Source organism: Jiella pacifica, from assembly GCF_010500815.1.
Classification (GTDB): domain Bacteria; phylum Pseudomonadota; class Alphaproteobacteria; order Rhizobiales; family Rhizobiaceae; genus Jiella; species Jiella pacifica.
The window spans coordinates 13727-28023 of record NZ_JAAAMG010000007.1; the positions used below are offsets into that span (position 1 = coordinate 13727).

General features: G+C 66.6%; 18 protein-coding genes. 13 read left to right on the plus strand and 5 right to left on the minus strand.

Going from position 1 to position 14297, the window contains the following annotated elements:
* Window positions 1–74 precede the first annotated feature (74 nt).
* Complete coding sequence (locus GTK09_RS10190) at window positions 75–1223, minus strand: extracellular solute-binding protein (protein WP_163463060.1); 1149 nt, start codon at window positions 1221–1223, stop codon at window positions 75–77.
* A gap of 150 nt (window positions 1224–1373) precedes the next feature.
* Between GTK09_RS10190 and GTK09_RS10195 the strand changes: the two genes are divergently transcribed.
* The gene (locus GTK09_RS10195; protein ID WP_246217833.1) at window positions 1374–2306 is read left to right on the plus strand and encodes a CehA/McbA family metallohydrolase; all 933 of its coding nucleotides are present in this window, start codon (window positions 1374–1376) and stop codon (window positions 2304–2306) included.
* A gap of 48 nt (window positions 2307–2354) precedes the next feature.
* On the opposite strand, the gene phnF is transcribed toward GTK09_RS10195, so the two are convergent.
* On the minus strand, window positions 2355–3104 hold the full coding sequence (gene phnF / locus GTK09_RS10200) for a phosphonate metabolism transcriptional regulator PhnF (protein ID WP_163463061.1): 750 nt from the start codon (window positions 3102–3104) through the stop codon (window positions 2355–2357).
* A 157-nt stretch (window positions 3105–3261) separates the two neighbouring features.
* Between phnF and phnG the strand changes: the two genes are divergently transcribed.
* From phnG to GTK09_RS10215, 3 genes are read left to right on the plus strand one after another with little or no spacing between them, the layout of a single operon-like run.
* Window positions 3262–3735, plus strand: a complete 474-nt coding sequence (gene phnG, locus GTK09_RS10205) for a phosphonate C-P lyase system protein PhnG (RefSeq protein ID WP_163463062.1) — start codon at window positions 3262–3264, stop codon at window positions 3733–3735.
* Entirely contained in the window at window positions 3735–4343 is a 609-nt protein-coding gene (gene phnH / locus GTK09_RS10210) for a phosphonate C-P lyase system protein PhnH (RefSeq protein ID WP_163463063.1), read from the plus strand. The genes phnG and phnH overlap by 1 nt, the downstream gene beginning before the upstream one ends.
* 1 nt (window position 4344) lies before the next feature.
* Window positions 4345–5484, plus strand: a complete 1140-nt coding sequence (locus GTK09_RS10215) for a carbon-phosphorus lyase complex subunit (RefSeq protein ID WP_163463064.1) — start codon at window positions 4345–4347, stop codon at window positions 5482–5484.
* 14 nt (window positions 5485–5498) lie between these two features.
* On the opposite strand, the gene GTK09_RS10220 is transcribed toward GTK09_RS10215, so the two are convergent.
* The gene (locus GTK09_RS10220; RefSeq protein ID WP_163463065.1) at window positions 5499–5669 is read right to left on the minus strand and encodes a hypothetical protein; all 171 of its coding nucleotides are present in this window, start codon (window positions 5667–5669) and stop codon (window positions 5499–5501) included.
* A 56-nt stretch (window positions 5670–5725) separates the two neighbouring features.
* On the opposite strand from GTK09_RS10220, the gene GTK09_RS10225 reads away from it, so the two are divergent.
* Window positions 5726–6604, plus strand: a complete 879-nt coding sequence (locus tag GTK09_RS10225; RefSeq protein WP_163463066.1) for an alpha-D-ribose 1-methylphosphonate 5-phosphate C-P-lyase PhnJ — start codon at window positions 5726–5728, stop codon at window positions 6602–6604.
* A gap of 52 nt (window positions 6605–6656) precedes the next feature.
* Here the strand turns inward: GTK09_RS10225 and GTK09_RS10230 are convergent, their stop codons facing one another.
* Both GTK09_RS10230 and GTK09_RS10235 read right to left on the minus strand, forming a co-directional pair.
* On the minus strand, window positions 6657–6968 hold the full coding sequence (locus tag GTK09_RS10230; protein ID WP_312869778.1) for a BrnA antitoxin family protein: 312 nt from the start codon (window positions 6966–6968) through the stop codon (window positions 6657–6659).
* Window positions 6946–7293 carry a BrnT family toxin gene (locus GTK09_RS10235; protein ID WP_312869779.1) on the minus strand — a complete coding sequence of 116 codons (348 nt, stop codon included), beginning with the start codon at window positions 7291–7293 and terminating at the stop codon, window positions 6946–6948. The genes GTK09_RS10230 and GTK09_RS10235 overlap by 23 nt, the downstream gene beginning before the upstream one ends.
* Window positions 7294–7319: 26 nt before the next feature.
* On the opposite strand from GTK09_RS10235, the gene phnK reads away from it, so the two are divergent.
* The 8 genes from phnK to phnN all read left to right on the plus strand — a co-directional run bounded on the left by phnK (window position 7320) and on the right by phnN (window position 14248).
* Window positions 7320–8096 carry a phosphonate C-P lyase system protein PhnK gene (gene phnK, locus GTK09_RS10240; RefSeq protein ID WP_163463069.1) on the plus strand — a complete coding sequence of 259 codons (777 nt, stop codon included), beginning with the start codon at window positions 7320–7322 and terminating at the stop codon, window positions 8094–8096.
* Between the two features lie 3 nt (window positions 8097–8099).
* On the plus strand, window positions 8100–8828 hold the full coding sequence (gene phnL / locus GTK09_RS10245; protein ID WP_163463070.1) for a phosphonate C-P lyase system protein PhnL: 729 nt from the start codon (window positions 8100–8102) through the stop codon (window positions 8826–8828).
* Complete coding sequence (locus GTK09_RS10250; protein WP_163463071.1) at window positions 8828–9442, plus strand: DapH/DapD/GlmU-related protein; 615 nt, start codon at window positions 8828–8830, stop codon at window positions 9440–9442. Before phnL ends, GTK09_RS10250 begins: the two co-directional genes overlap by 1 nt.
* 121 nt (window positions 9443–9563) lie before the next feature.
* Window positions 9564–10433: a phosphonate ABC transporter ATP-binding protein gene (gene phnC / locus GTK09_RS10255; RefSeq protein WP_163463072.1), complete on the plus strand. Its 870-nt coding sequence runs from the start codon at window positions 9564–9566 to the stop codon at window positions 10431–10433.
* 60 nt (window positions 10434–10493) lie between these two features.
* The gene (gene phnD, locus GTK09_RS10260; RefSeq protein ID WP_163463073.1) at window positions 10494–11504 is read left to right on the plus strand and encodes a phosphonate ABC transporter substrate-binding protein; all 1011 of its coding nucleotides are present in this window, start codon (window positions 10494–10496) and stop codon (window positions 11502–11504) included.
* Window positions 11505–11622: 118 nt separating this feature from the next.
* Entirely contained in the window at window positions 11623–12465 is an 843-nt protein-coding gene (phnE, locus tag GTK09_RS10265) for a phosphonate ABC transporter, permease protein PhnE (protein ID WP_246217834.1), read from the plus strand.
* 60 nt (window positions 12466–12525) lie between these two features.
* The gene (locus tag GTK09_RS10270) at window positions 12526–13665 is read left to right on the plus strand and encodes an alpha-D-ribose 1-methylphosphonate 5-triphosphate diphosphatase (protein ID WP_163463074.1); all 1140 of its coding nucleotides are present in this window, start codon (window positions 12526–12528) and stop codon (window positions 13663–13665) included.
* A complete protein-coding gene (gene phnN / locus GTK09_RS10275; RefSeq protein WP_163463075.1) occupies window positions 13655–14248 on the plus strand; it encodes a phosphonate metabolism protein/1,5-bisphosphokinase (PRPP-forming) PhnN in 594 nt (197 codons plus the stop codon). The genes GTK09_RS10270 and phnN overlap by 11 nt, the downstream gene beginning before the upstream one ends.
* Window positions 14249–14297: the final 49 nt, after the last annotated feature.

Here is a 14297-nt window from a genome sequence, read left to right on the forward strand (position 1 = left end):
GTGGCGGCGCGCGAGGCCATCAGGCTCGCACGCCGCGGATCTGCCATGGCCGTCTCGTCCGGCCGTCGCCCTTCTCAGGAGGCGTTGGTGATGCGCTCGGCATATTCCTGCTGGCCGGCCGCAAAGAACGGCGCGTCCGCCTGCCACCACCAGAGATTGGCGAGGTTTTCGGAGGTGTAGACTTCCTGGAACTGCTTGGCGTAGGTCTCGCCGGCATGCTGCGCGGCGCCGTCGACGCAGGAGTTGTAGCCGGTGTTGGCGCTCATGATGCCGGCCATGGCCGGGTCGAGCATGGCGTTGACGAAGGCATAGGCCTGCTCGAGGTTCTCGGCGCCGGAGGGGATCGCCATGGAATCCATCCAGGTCATGCCGCCCTCTTTCGGCATGCGATACTTCAGCTTTTCGTTGTCGCGGTTGAGCAGGAGGCCGGTCGAATCCCAGGTCTGACCGACGACGGCGCCCGACTGCTGGAAGGCGTTGAGCGCTTCCGTCGCATTGTTCCAGAACGCGCCGAAGTTCTGCTTGTGCTCGACGATGAAGGCCGCGATCTTGTCGAAGACGCGGCGCATGTCCTCTTCGCTCTTGTAGACGTCGAGCATCCGGTTCGACTGGAGCTCACCCATGGCGTCGAGATAGAGACCGGTGCCGATCAGGACGGACTTCTGCCGGAAGGCTGCCTTGTTCGCGGCGCGCGGGTCCCAGAGCATGCCGTAGGAGACGTCGGCATCGGTGGCATCGTCGAAGACGGACGCGTCGTAGGTGATCGCCTCGGTGCCCCAGTTGAAGGGGATGGCGACGCGCTTGCCGTTCTGCACCGCGCCCAGCTGGATGGAGTCGCGGTACATCGACTGGATGACGTTGCCGACCTTCGCCTTCTCCTCGTCGATCGGCTGCAGCAGGAACTGGTCGCCGTCCTGGTAGTTGGCGATGTTGGTCACCGACGGGAAGATGACGTCGAACCCCTTGCCGCCGGAGGCCTTGAGCTTCTGGGTCGCCTCGTCGTTCGAGCCGTAGGTCGACAGGTTGAGCTTGATGCCCGTGTCCTTCTCGAACTTCGAAATCATGTTCGGCTGGACGTAGTCGCCCCAGGTGAAGACGTTGACGGTGCCCGAGCTCTGGCCGAAGCCCGGGCGCGTCAGCACGGCGGGAGCGGCAAGAAGCGTGGCTGAGGCCGCGCCGGCCTTCAAGATCGAGCGGCGCGAAATCGGAGTGACGAAGGTCATGGAAAGCTCCCATCCGTTGAAATTGCGGATCTGCCGGCGCCTTGTAGACGTCTCGGATGACGTTTCGTTATCGTGCCGATGACGGCAAGGTGACGGTGGAAAACACTGTGTCACAGCCCCGTCATGGTTCAAGCCGAAGAATTGCGGCCGATGATCAACGGGGATGACGACATGGACGGGCGCGAAGTCTTTTCGGCCGGGGGACGGTTCCTTCGCGGCAACGTCCATACCCACTCGACGCGGTCCGACGGGGCGAGATCGCCCGGCGACGTCTGTGCCCACTATCGTGACATGGGCTACGACTTCCTGTGCCTGTCGGACCATTTCCTGGCGAAGTTCGACTTCCCGATCACCGACACGAACGACTATCGCGGCGACGACTTCATGACGATCCTCGGCGCCGAGATCCACGCCCCGCAGAACAGCCAGGGCGAGATCTGGCACGTGCTGGCCTGCGGCCTGCCGGCCGATTTCGACCCGCCCTTCCCCGACGAGCGGATGGAAGCGCTGGCGGCGAGGGCCCGCGATGCCGGCGCCTTCGTCGGCATTGCCCATCCGCAATGGTCGTCGCTGACCATCGAGGACGGGCGGGCGCTGGCAGACGTCGCCCATGCGGTGGAGATCTGGAACACCGGCTGCGCGCTCGAAACCGGTCGCGGCGACGGCACGGCGCTGCTCGACCAGCTTCTCAACGAGGGCCACCGGCACCTGTCCGGCTACGCCACCGACGACGCGCATCTGAAGATACCCGACTCGGGCGGCGGCTGGATGATGGTGAAAGCGGAGCGCAACGAGCCCCGGGCGCTTCTTTCGGCGATGAAGGCCGGGCTCTATTATTCCAGCCAGGGGCCGGCGATCGCGGCGATCCAGACGGTCGGGGACACCCTCACCATCCGCACCTCACCGGCCCGCATGATCTCCCTCGTCGGCCGGGGCAGCCGCGCCGAGACGGCCTTTTCCGACGACGGCTCCCTGACCTCCGCAGAGCTTTCCCTGCAGCGGTTTGTCGGCGACTGGTGCCGGCTGATCGTCAGCGACGGCGAAGGCCGGCACGCCTGGTCGAACCCGATCTTCCCGGGCTGAGCCTGTTCTTCCTTGGCTGCGGACGATCACGCAGCCTGCGGCGGCCGGTCAGTCCGCCGCGGGCCCGGCCGTGTGGTCGAAGAGGAGCTCGAACCGGCTGCCGAGGAAACGCGAGCGGGCGTATTGGACCGGTTCGCCCGTCGCCGCCGCGGTGAGGCTCGTCGTCTGGATCAGCGGCGTCGCCAACGGGCAATGCAGCCGTTCGGCGTCCCGCGCCTCGGCGGCGATCGCCGAGACCCGCGTCCAGAGCCGCCGGCAGCCGGCCAGGCCGAGAGCTTCAAGCGCCCGGGAGATCGAACCGAGTTCGGCGAAGGCGGCGACGATGCCCGGCACCCGCGCCTCCTCGAACCACAGCGTCGAGACGATCACCGGCGCCCCGTCGGCGACGCGCAGGAGATCGAGGCGTGCCAGCGGCGCGGCGATGCCGCAACCGAGCAGGCCGGCGATCTCGGTCGACGCGGGCTCCCTCGTGGCCCCGACCATCGATCCGCCCGGCTCGCGGGAGGCGGCGCCGATATTTTCCGAAAAGCGGCTGCGCGGCCCAACGGGATAGGCGATGCGCCCCGGGCGCGGCGCAACGAAGGTGCCGCGGCCCCGCGCGGCCGTGAGCAACCCTTCTTCGCCGAGCGCGGCGATCGCCCGGCGCACGGTATGGCGGTTGACCGCGAAGCGCTCGGCCAGCCGCATCTCGCTCGGCAGCGCGTCGACAAGACGCCCCTCGGCGATGTCGGCGCGCAAGCTGTCGGCGATCTGCCGCCAGCGCGCGATGCCCGCGCTCTCGTGGGTCGTCACCTGCATTCCCTCCGCTCGCCGCTTGCTGAGCCGCCGTCGCCGCGCGGCTCCCCTCGAATGACCGAGGCACCCGTCATTTCCATGTCACGAAAATCATGCTAGATGGGTCTTATATAGTTGTCTACACAAATAGACAATTAAATGAACGACGGATGGCAGCGACATGTCGGAAGCTTCGCGCAACTCCACTCCAGATCCCCAGGCAGCCCGCCGCCGCGCTGTTTCGGCCTTTGCGCAGGCGGATGCCGGCTTTCTCGATGCGGCGTGGCAAAGACTCGGCGCGGGCCGAAGGGTCGGCGCGTTGCGCGGCCCCGAAAGCGGCCTCGTGATGGTGCGCGGCCGGGCGGGCGGCGGCGGCGCGCCGTTCAATCTCGGCGAGGCAAGCGTGACGCGGGCGAGCGTCACCCTCGACGACGGCGCCGTCGGCCACGCGATGGTGCTCGGCCGGGACGGGACTCGCGCCCACTTTGCCGCCGTCTTCGACGCACTCTGGCAAGACGAGACGATGCGGGAAACCGTCGAGCGGGAGATCGTCGCCGTGATCGAGGCCGCGCTGGCGGAGACCGACGCGAAGCGACGTTCCGAGACCGAGGCAACGAAGGTCGACTTCTTCACCATGATGCGCGGAGAAGACTGATGGTCGGAACATCCACGCCTGACCTCTCCCGCCTTGCCGTCGCCGGTGGCTTCGCCGATCCGGTGTTCGACGCCCAGGCGGTGTTTTCGGCGATCCTCAAAGCCCTGTCGCGGCCCGGAACGATCCTCGACACCGGCGCGCGCGCCGCTCCACCAGCGCCGCTCTCGCCGGCCCAGGCTGCTGCTCTCCTCGCCCTCTGCGACGCCGATACGCCCGTTCACGTTCCAGCCGCGGGCGAAACGCTGGGCGCCTGGCTCGGCTTCCAGACCGGCGCCCGGCTCAGCGAGGCGGCCGATGCACGGTTTGCGGTCGTCGGCCGGTTCGACGGCGCCTGCCTCAAAACCTTTCCGCTCGGCACCCTCAGCTTTCCCGACCGCTCGGCGACGCTGCTGGTCGAGGTCGCCTCCTTCGGATCGGGCGAGGCGTTGCGGCTGTCCGGCCCGGGGATATCCGGGGTGACGACCATTCGCGTCGACGGCCTCGGCGACGGTTTCGTCGCAGCCCGGCGGGCGAACCGCGCGCTGTTTCCCTGCGGTCTAGATCTCGTCCTGACCTGCGGGAGAGAGATCCTCGGCCTGCCACGCTCCACCATCGTCGAGGAGGCGTGAGATGTATGTCGCGGTGAAGGGTGGCGAAGCCGCCATCGCCAATGCCCACCGGCTGCTTGCCGACCGGCGGCGCGGCGACCGATCCGTTCCGGCGCTGACGCTCGAGCAGATCGCCGGCCAGCTTGCGCTGGCAGTCGACCGGGTCATGGCGGAAGGCTCGCTCTACGATCCCGAACTCGCCGCCATGGCGGTCCGCCAGTCGCGCGGCGACCTGATCGAGGCGATCTTCCTGATCCGCGCCTATCGCACGACCCTCCCCCGCTTCGCCGCCTCCTCGCCGATCGATACCGGCAGGATGCTGATCGAGCGGCGGATTTCGGCGACCTACAAGGACCTGCCAGGCGGCCAGTTGCTCGGCCCGACCTTCGACTACACCCATCGGCTGATCGAGCCGGACATGGCCGGGGACGGCCTGGTCGCGGAGCCGGTCCGGCGCGATCCGGGCGAAGCCGGTCCGGCGCCCCGGGTGATGGACATTCTTGGCGACGAAGCGCTGATCGAGGGCGACGGCGCCGATGACGGCGTCGAACCGACCGATCTCACCCGCTCGCCGCTGGCCTTCCCGGCCCCGCGCGATCTTCGGCTCCAGGCGCTTGCCCGCGGCGACGAAGGCTTCCTGCTCGGCCTCGGCTATTCCACCCAGCGCGGCTTCGGCCGCACCCACCCCTTCGTCGGCGAAATCCGCATCGGCGAGGTCGAGGTCGAGGTCGATCTGCCGGAATTCGGTTTTCCCGTTGTGATCGGCCGGGTGCGCGTCACCGAATGCCAGATGGTCTCGCAATTTTTCGGGTCGAAATCACAGCCGCCGCAGTTCACCCGCGGCTACGGCCTGGTCTTCGGGCAGATGGAGCGCAAGGCGATGGCGATGAGCCTGGTCGACCGGGCCCTGCGCGCCGACGAGTTCGACGAGGAGCGCCGGGCGCCGGCACAGGACGAGGAATTCGTCCTCGCTCATTGTGACAACGTCCAGGCGACCGGCTTCGTCGAGCACCTGAAGCTGCCGCACTACGTCGACTTCCAGGCGGAACTCGGCCTGTTGCGGACTATGCAGCGCGAACACGTCGCAAGGTCGACCGATGGAACCTCGCCATGCGGTGCCGGCCAGCCCGTAGGCGAAGGTGGCGAGGACGTAGACGAATGAGCCAGCCGTCGTGCTCACTCGGGCCTGCCGGCGTCGCCCTCTCCTTCGTCCTTCGGCACACGCGGGCGCCCCGATATGCCGCGCCCGAACTCGCCGGTAACCGGATCGCGATAAATCAGGAAAAACCAGCCAAGGGCGAGACCGAAGAGAATTGCAAAGAGTTCGCCGAGCGCCATCCAGGCCATGCAACTCGCCTTTCCCTGTCTTTACCGGCCCATCCAACACTTGGGGGATCAAGCCGATGACTGCGCTGCCCAGCTACAACTTCGCCTATCTCGACGAGCAGACCAAGCGGATGATTCGTCGCGCCATCCTGAAGGCGGTGGCGATCCCCGGCTACCAGGTGCCGTTTGCCTCGCGCGAGATGCCGATGCCCTATGGCTGGGGCACCGGCGGCGTGCAGGTGACGGCGGCGATCATCGGGCCGGACGACGTCCTGAAGGTCATCGACCAGGGTTCCGACGACACCACCAACGCCGTCTCGATCCGGGCCTTCTTCGCCCGCGTCGCCAATGTCGCGGTCACCACCAAGACCCGCGAGGCGACGATCATCCAGACCCGCCACCGCATTCCCGAAGCACCTTTGTCGGCAGGCCAGACGCTGGTCTACCAGGTGCCGATCCCCGAGCCCCTGCGCTTCCTCGAGCCGCGCGAGACCGAGACGCGAATCATGCATGCGCTGGAAGAATACGGGCTGATGCACGTCAAGCTCTACGAAGACATCGCCCAGCATGGTCACATCGCCACCACCTACGCCTATCCGGTGAAGATCGAGGGGCGCTATGTGATGGACCCGTCGCCGATCCCGAAATTCGACAATCCGAAGATGGACGACTGCCCGGCGCTGCAGCTCTTCGGCGCCGGACGGGAGCAGCGGATCTACGCCATTCCGCCCTTCACCAAGGTCGCCAGCCTCGATTTCGAGGACCATCCCTTCAGCGTCCAGACATTCTCCCAGCCCTGCGGGCTCTGCGGCGCGACGGACGTCTATCTGGACGAGATCGTCACCGACGACCGCGGCGGCCGGCTCTATGCCTGCTCCGATACGGACTATTGCGAGGAGCGGCGGGCGGCCGGGCATGTGGGGGCGGAAGACGTAGCTGGACTTGCTGCGCAATGATCGGATCGGCAACGAGCCATGCGGCAAACGCCTTCGTGCGACCGCGGCCGGCTCACTCGGCCGCGTCGGCCGGCGCAGCCTCGCGCAGGATCGCGTTGATCCGCTCCTCCCAGTCGTCGCCCGCCTTGCGAAAACGTTCGATGACATCGCGGTCGATGCGCACAATGGCACGCTCTTCGGGAACGAAATCGAAGGGCCGTTTGAGAGGCGCCAGACGGTCGCCATCCTCGATCGGCGGATTGTCTGGATCCTGGAGCGCATCCGCCGTGATTGCAGCGTCTTCATCCGGCGTCATGGCTTCCCGTGCTCGCCGCGTCTTCTCTCGTACATGCGCCCAGTCTTCAGCGGTCGCTTCCGTCTTCACGAACACGTTCCGTGTAACGATCATGGATGTCGACCTCTCTCTGATTGGCCTTACGAAACGAGATCACCCGAACTCGGCCACCACGTTCCGTATAGACGAGAACATGGTGGCGTTCGCCGATGATGCCAATGGCGATCTTGCGCACCTCGCCATAGTTGCGTCGCTCATCGCGGAAGATGGCAGCCGTGGCAAAATCGAACCGAAGGACGTCAGCAAAGGGTGGACGCCCGGCCGCGACATTCGCTTCGGCTTTTGCCGGATCCCACTCGAAGCTGACCTCACCACTCATGACGCGACGATAGCTCAGGTTGTATTCTGGTGCCACACGTCCGACCGAGGGCCTGCAAACCCATGACCGACCTTCCCCTCCTCTCCGCCCGATCCCTCACCCGCCTCTACGGCAGCCACGTCGGCTGCGAGGACGTCTCCTTCGACCTTTATACCGGTGAGATCCTCGCCATCGTCGGCGAATCCGGCTCGGGCAAGTCGACCCTCCTCGAATGCCTCTCCTGCCGCATGCCGCTGACGAGCGGTGCGGTCTCCTACCGGATGCGCGACGGCGAAATGCGCGGCCTCGCCACCCTGACCGAGGCCGAACGGCGCTTCCTGATGCGCACCGACTGGGGATTCGTCCACCAGAACCCGGCCGACGGCCTCAGGATGCGCGTGTCGGCCGGCGCCAATATCGGCGAGCGGATGATGGCCGTCGGCAACCGCCACTATGGCCATATCCGCGAAACGGCGAATGACTGGCTCTCCCGCGTCGAGATCCCAGGCGCACGCATCGACGACCGGCCGACGGCCTTTTCCGGCGGCATGCGTCAGCGCCTGCAGATCGCCCGCAATCTCGTCACCGCGCCGCGCCTCGTCTTCATGGACGAGCCGACCGGCGGCCTCGACGTCTCGGTTCAGGCGCGTCTCCTCGACCTCCTCCGCGGCCTCGTCGGCGAGATGGGACTGTCGGCGATCGTCGTCACCCACGATCTGGCCGTCGCGCGGCTCTTGTCCCACCGCATCATGGTGATGAAACAGGGCCACGTCATCGAACACGGCCTCACCGACCGGGTGCTCGACGACCCGCAACATGCCTATACCCAGCTTCTCGTCGCCTCGATCCTGGAGGTCTGAGCCATGCGCGACCACTCACCAAAGACGCGGCTCGTCCTCGAAGACGTCGCCAAGAGCTTCACCAACCATCTGCGCGGCGGCATCCACCTGCCGGTCGTCCGCAACGTGTCCTTCGCGGTCGATGCCGGCGAAGTGGTCGTCCTCGGCGGACCGTCCGGGGTGGGCAAGTCGTCGATCCTCAGGATGATCTATGGCAATTACGGCGTCGAAGCCGGCCATATCCTCATGCGTGGGGCGGCGGGCGATCCCTTCGCCGACCTCGCGACGGCGAGCCCGCGCGAGGTCGGCGCGCTGCGGCGAACCGTCGTCGGCTATGTCAGCCAGTTCCTCAGGGCGATCCCGCGTGTCTCGGCCCTCGACGTCGTCGCCGAGCCGCTGTTCGCCCGCGGCGTCGAACCTGCCACCGCTCGGGAAAGCGCAGCGGTTCTCCTCGAACGTCTGAACCTGCCCGCCGCCCTCTACGACCTTCCCCCGGCGACCTTTTCCGGCGGCGAGAAGCAGAGGGTCAACATCGCCCGCGGCTTCCTGACCGATCACCCGATCCTCCTCCTCGACGAGCCGACCGCCTCGCTGGACAACGCCAATCGCGACGTCGTCTGCGAGCTGATCGCGGAGAAGCGCCAGCGGGGCGTGGCGATCCTCGGCATCTTCCACGACGAGGAAGTTCGCGGGCGCGTCGCCAGCCGCATCGTCGACGTCTCCGGATTTTCCGCGCGAGAAAAGGCCGCCTGATGCCGAAATATTCCGAGACGCCGCTGATCCACCAGACCGCCGAGGTCGAAGCCTGCCATCTCGGCCGCTACACCGAGATCGCCGAGCGCTGCCGCATTTCCGAGACCCGGCTCGGCGACTACTCCTACGTCATGCAGGACTGCGGCATCTGGGCGAGCGAGATCGGCAAGTTCGTCAACGTCGCCGCCGCCGTGCGCATCAACGCCACCAACCATCCGACCTGGCGCGCGACGCTGCATCACTTCACCTACCGGGCCGGCGACTATTTCGACGGCGAGGAGAACGAGGCCGAGTTCTTCGACTGGCGGCGGGCCCATTCGGTGCGCATCGGCCACGACGTGTGGATCGGCCACGGCGCCACGATCCTGCCGGGCGTCACGATCGGAAACGGCGCCGTCGTGGGGGCCGGAGCGGTCGTTTCGAAGGACGTCGCGCCCTACACGATCGTCGGCGGCGTACCGGCGAAGCCTATCCGGCGGCGGTTTTCCGAAGAGGTCGCGGCGGGCATGGAACGGCTCGCATGGTGGGACTGGCCGCATGCCGCCCTGCACGCGGCGCTCGAGGACTTCCGTACGCTCGACGGCGAGGCGTTTCTCGCCAAGCATGCCTCGTAAGCCGCTTTGATCACTATCGATTCAATCGTCATCGAAGCATCGTAAAGCCGTCATCCAACTCTCATGGAAGGTCTCTAAAGCTCTGGTGACGCGACAGCGCGACACCCATCAGGAGCAACCGATGACGGCGATCGCAGTCGAAAACCTTTGCAAGCGTTTCGGCAAGAAACAGGCCTTGGCCGGGGTCGATCTGACCATCGGCAAAGGCGAGATGGTGGCGCTGATCGGAGCATCCGGCTCCGGCAAGTCGACGCTGATACGCCATATCGCCGGCCTGGAGCGCGGCGATGCCGGCTCGCTCATCGAGATCCTCGGCGAGGTCCAGCAGAAGGACGGTCGGTACGGCCCCAAGATGCGCGAGTTGCGGGGCAACATCGGCGTCATCTTCCAGCAGTTCAATCTGGTCGCCCGGCTGCCGGTGATCACCAACGTCCTCTGCGGGATCCTCGGCCGCATCTCGCCCTGGCGCGGAACCTTCGGCTTCTTCACCCGAGCCGAAAGGATAGCGGCCATCGAGGCGCTCGGCCGGGTCGGCATTCCCGAGGTCGCCTGGCAGCGCGCCTCGACGCTCTCCGGCGGGCAGCAGCAGCGCGCGGCGATCGCCAGGACGCTCGTGCAGCGCTCGAAGATCCTGCTCGCCGACGAGCCGATCGCCTCGCTCGATCCGGCCTCGGCGCGCCGGGTGATGGACGTCCTCGCCGACATCAACCGGAGCGAGGGCATGACCGTCCTCGTCTCGCTGCATCAGGTCGAATACGCCCGTGTCTATTGCGACAGGACGGTCGCCCTCCGCGACGGAAAGGTCGTCTATGACGGCCCGTCCGACGCCCTGTCCGACAGCTTCCTGACCGAACTCTACGGCGCCGCCTACGAAGAGCTGGTGCTGCCGCAAAAGCTGCCGGTGAAAGGCGAGGCTCGACCGACCGGCACGCGTGAGCCCGTCGATCGCCCGGTCGTCGGCGCCAGAAAAAAGACCCTTCAGCCGGCCTGACAACCGTCTGGACGCCCGGCCGACGATCCCCGAGACCACCAACAGGGAAACCAAGAACCCATGAAGCTCATCTCGAAAATGCTCTCTGCGGCGACGATCGCCCTGTCGCTCGGCGGCACGGCCGTGGCGCAGGAGAGCGAGACCATCAATTTCGGCATCATCTCCACCGAGAGCCAGCAGAATCTGCGTCCGAAGTGGGAGCCGTTCCTGAAGGACATGGAAGAGCAGACCGGCCTCACCGTGAAGCCGTTCTTCGCCTCCGACTATGCCGGCGTCATTGAAGGCATGCGCTTCGGTAAGGTCCAGCTCGCCTGGTACGGCAACAAGTCTGCGATGGAAGCGGTCGATCGCGCCGACGGCCAGATCTTCGCCCAGACCGTCGCCCTCGACGGCAGCCCCGGCTACTGGTCGCTGATCCTCGCCCCGGCGGATTCCAAGCTGACCTCGCTCGACGACCTCCTGAAATGCGACAAGACGCTGAACTTCGGCCTCGGCGATCCGAACTCGACCTCGGGCTATCTCGTGCCGATGACCTTCGTCTTCGCCCAGAACGGCATCGACCCGAAGGAATGCTTCAAGACGGTGACCAACGCCAACCACGAGACCAACGCCATGGCGGTGGCCATGGGCCAGGTCGACGCGGCCTCGAACAACACCGAGAACCTCGCGCTGATCGAAAAGAACCAGCCGGAAGCCTTCAAGAAGATCAAGATCATCTGGAAATCGCCGCTGATCCCGTCCGATCCGCTGGTGATCTCCAAGAAGGTCGACGACGCCACCCGCGAGAAGATCGAGACCTTCGTCCTCAACTACGGCACCGACAAGTCGCAGGGTGATGCCGCCAAGGAGAAGGAGGTCCTCGCCGGCCTCGAATGGGCGCCGTTCAAGAAGTCCAGCGACGACCAGCTGCTGCCGATCCGCGTGATGGAAGTGTCGAAGAAGATCGGCCAGCTGCAGGCCGACGACAAGATGGACGCCGCCGCCAAGAAGGCCGAGATCGAAAAGCTTGAGGCCGAGAAGGCCGAGTACCAGAAGAAGATCGAGGCCAACGAGAAGAAGTCCGGCGCCTGATCTGAACCCGAAGACGGTCGCTCGCCCCCATCTCCGGGCGGGCCGTACCTCGCGGCTGGCCGCCGAACCGGTGGCCGGCCGTTTTGATGCGATGCCTTCCTGCCGAGCGGAGCCCTCGATGTCGACGACGAGCGAACCCCTTCCCGCCGCCTCACCATCCCGTGGGCAACAGGCGATGCCAGGCATCAATGCCGGCCGCGACTGGTCGCGCTCGTTCTGGAACCTCGTCATCCTCGCCGGCGTGATCGCGGCCCTCGCCATCAGCTGGGGCCCGGCGGAGATGGGGCGCTGGACGTTCCTCTTCACCGATTCCGCCAACATGGCGGAATACGCCTCCGGCTTTCTCCATCCCGACTTCACCGACTGGCGCTACTATGTCCAGGAGATGATCGTCACGGTCGAGATCGCCGTCTGGGGCACCTTCCTGTCGCTGATCGTCTCGATCCCTTTCGGCATCCTGTGCGCCCACAACATGGTGCCATGGTGGGTGCTCCACCCTTGCCGGCGACTGATGGACGTCTTCCGGGCGATTCACGAGGTGGTCTGGGCGGTGCTCTTCGTCGTCGCCGTCGGCCTCGGCCCCTTCGCCGGCGTCATGGCGCTGTTCATCCACAACACCGGCATCATGGCGAAGCTGTTTTCCGAGGCGGTGGAATCGATCGATCCGCGGCCGGTCGAGGGCATACGCTCCACCGGAGCGACACGCATTCAGGAGGTCGTCTTCGGGGTCATCCCCCAAGTGCTGCCGCTCTGGGTGTCCTACACCCTCTACCGTCTCGAGACGAACGTGCGCACGGCGACGATTCTCGGCGTCATCGGCGCCGGCGGCATCGGCCAGGTGATGTTCGAATCGATCCGCGGCTTCTATTATCCGCAGTCGTCGGCGATTCTCATCATCGTCGTCGTCACCGTCGTCCTCACCGACCTTCTCTCCCAGCAGCTTCGCAAGTTCGTCACCTGACGCGCCGCCAAGCTCCGCAGTGACGGGATCGCCCGTCCGCACTGCCCGAAAGAGCCTCCAATGCCCGCCGAAACGATTCTCACGAACGCCCGCATCGTCCTTCTGGACGAAGTGATCAGCGGCCATCTGGTCATTCGCGACGGCAGGATCGCGGAGATCGGCGAAGGCGCGGCAAGCGGCGAGGACATGGAGGGCGACGTCCTCATCCCGGGTCTCGTCGAGCTCCATACCGACCATATCGAGACCCACTTCATGCCGCGGCCGAAGGTCTTCTGGGACATGTTCGCCGCGCTCCAGGCCCATGACGCGCAGATCGCCGCTTCCGGCATCACCACCGTCTTCGACGCGATCCGCGTCGGCACCGACGAGGATGCGACGCTGACCGTCGACACGATGGAGAAGCTCTCGAACGTCATCGCCGAGGCCGCTTCGAACGACGACACCCGGGCCGAACACTTCATCCATCTCAGGTGCGAGGTCTCGGCGCCCGATGCGGTCGCAGGCTTCGAGCGGCTGTCGAAGAACCCGCGCGTGCGCCTCGCCTCGCTGATGGACCACGCGCCCGGCCAGCGCCAGTTCGTCAGCCTGGAGACCTACCGGATCTATTACCAGAAGAAGAAGGCGCTTTCGGACGAGGCCTTCGAGAGCTTCACCCAGCGACGCATCGCCGAGTCCGAGCTGAACAGCGACCGCTCGCGCCGGGCGATCGCCGCCGGGGCGCGGGAGCGCGGTATCGCGCTCGCCTCCCACGACGACGCGACGGAGGCCCATGTCGCGGAGGCGCTCGAACTCGGCACGCAGATCGCCGAGTTCCCGACTACGATCGAGGCGGCCAGGGCGTCGCATGGCGCCGGCCTCGGCGTCCTGATGGGCGCGCCCAACATCGTGCGCGGCGGCTCCCATTCCGGCAACGTCGCCGCCCACGATCTTCTGGCCGCCGGCCAGCTCGACATCCTGTCCTCCGACTACATCCCCTTTTCGATGTTGCAGGCGGCGTTTCTCCTGGCGCGAGAGGGGACGCTCGACCTGCCGGCCGCCATTCGCCTCGTCACGGCCAATCCGGCGAGGGCGGCCGGCCTTGCCGATCGCGGCGAAATCGCCCTCGGCAAGCGCGCCGACCTCGTGCGCATCCGCGAGCCGCGGCCGAACCGCCCGCCGCTCGTCGCCAGCGTCCATCGGGCCGGCCGCCGTGTCGCCTGAAGAGCGAAGCGCCGACATTCGCGGCGCCTTCGTTGCCGTCGTGGGGCCGTCAGGCGCCGGCAAGGACACGCTCATCCGCCTCGCCGCCCGCCATTTCGCCGGCGACGAGCGCTTCCACTTCGCCCGGCGGTTCGTCACCCGCAAGGCCGATCCCGACGCCGAGGATCACGCCGAACTCGACGAGACGGAGTTCGAGCGCCGCCGCGAGGCGGAGGGCTTTGCCCTCGCCTGGCGCGCCCATGGCCTCGGCTACGGCCTCGATTGCAGCCTTCTCGCCAGGATCGCCGACGGCCAGACGGTGATCGCCAACATCTCGCGGCGCCAGATCGCCGAGGCGGCGGCGGTCTTCCCGCGGCTCGCCGTCGCCCATGTGACGGTTCCCCGGCCGCTGCTGGTCGAACGCATCATCCGACGCGGCCGCGAAGACCGGGCAGGCGCTATCGCCCGCGTCGAGCGCGAAGCGCCGCTGGACCTGCCGTCAATGGTCTGGCGGGTGGCTGAGATCGACAACTCCGGCCCGGTCGAACAGGGCGTGGCGCGGTTCATCGGCTTTCTGGAAAGCTGCGGGACGAGCAGCGCCTGATCGCGCATCTGTTTGGAATTCCTCCAATTCCAATCTTTGCTTGCGCGGT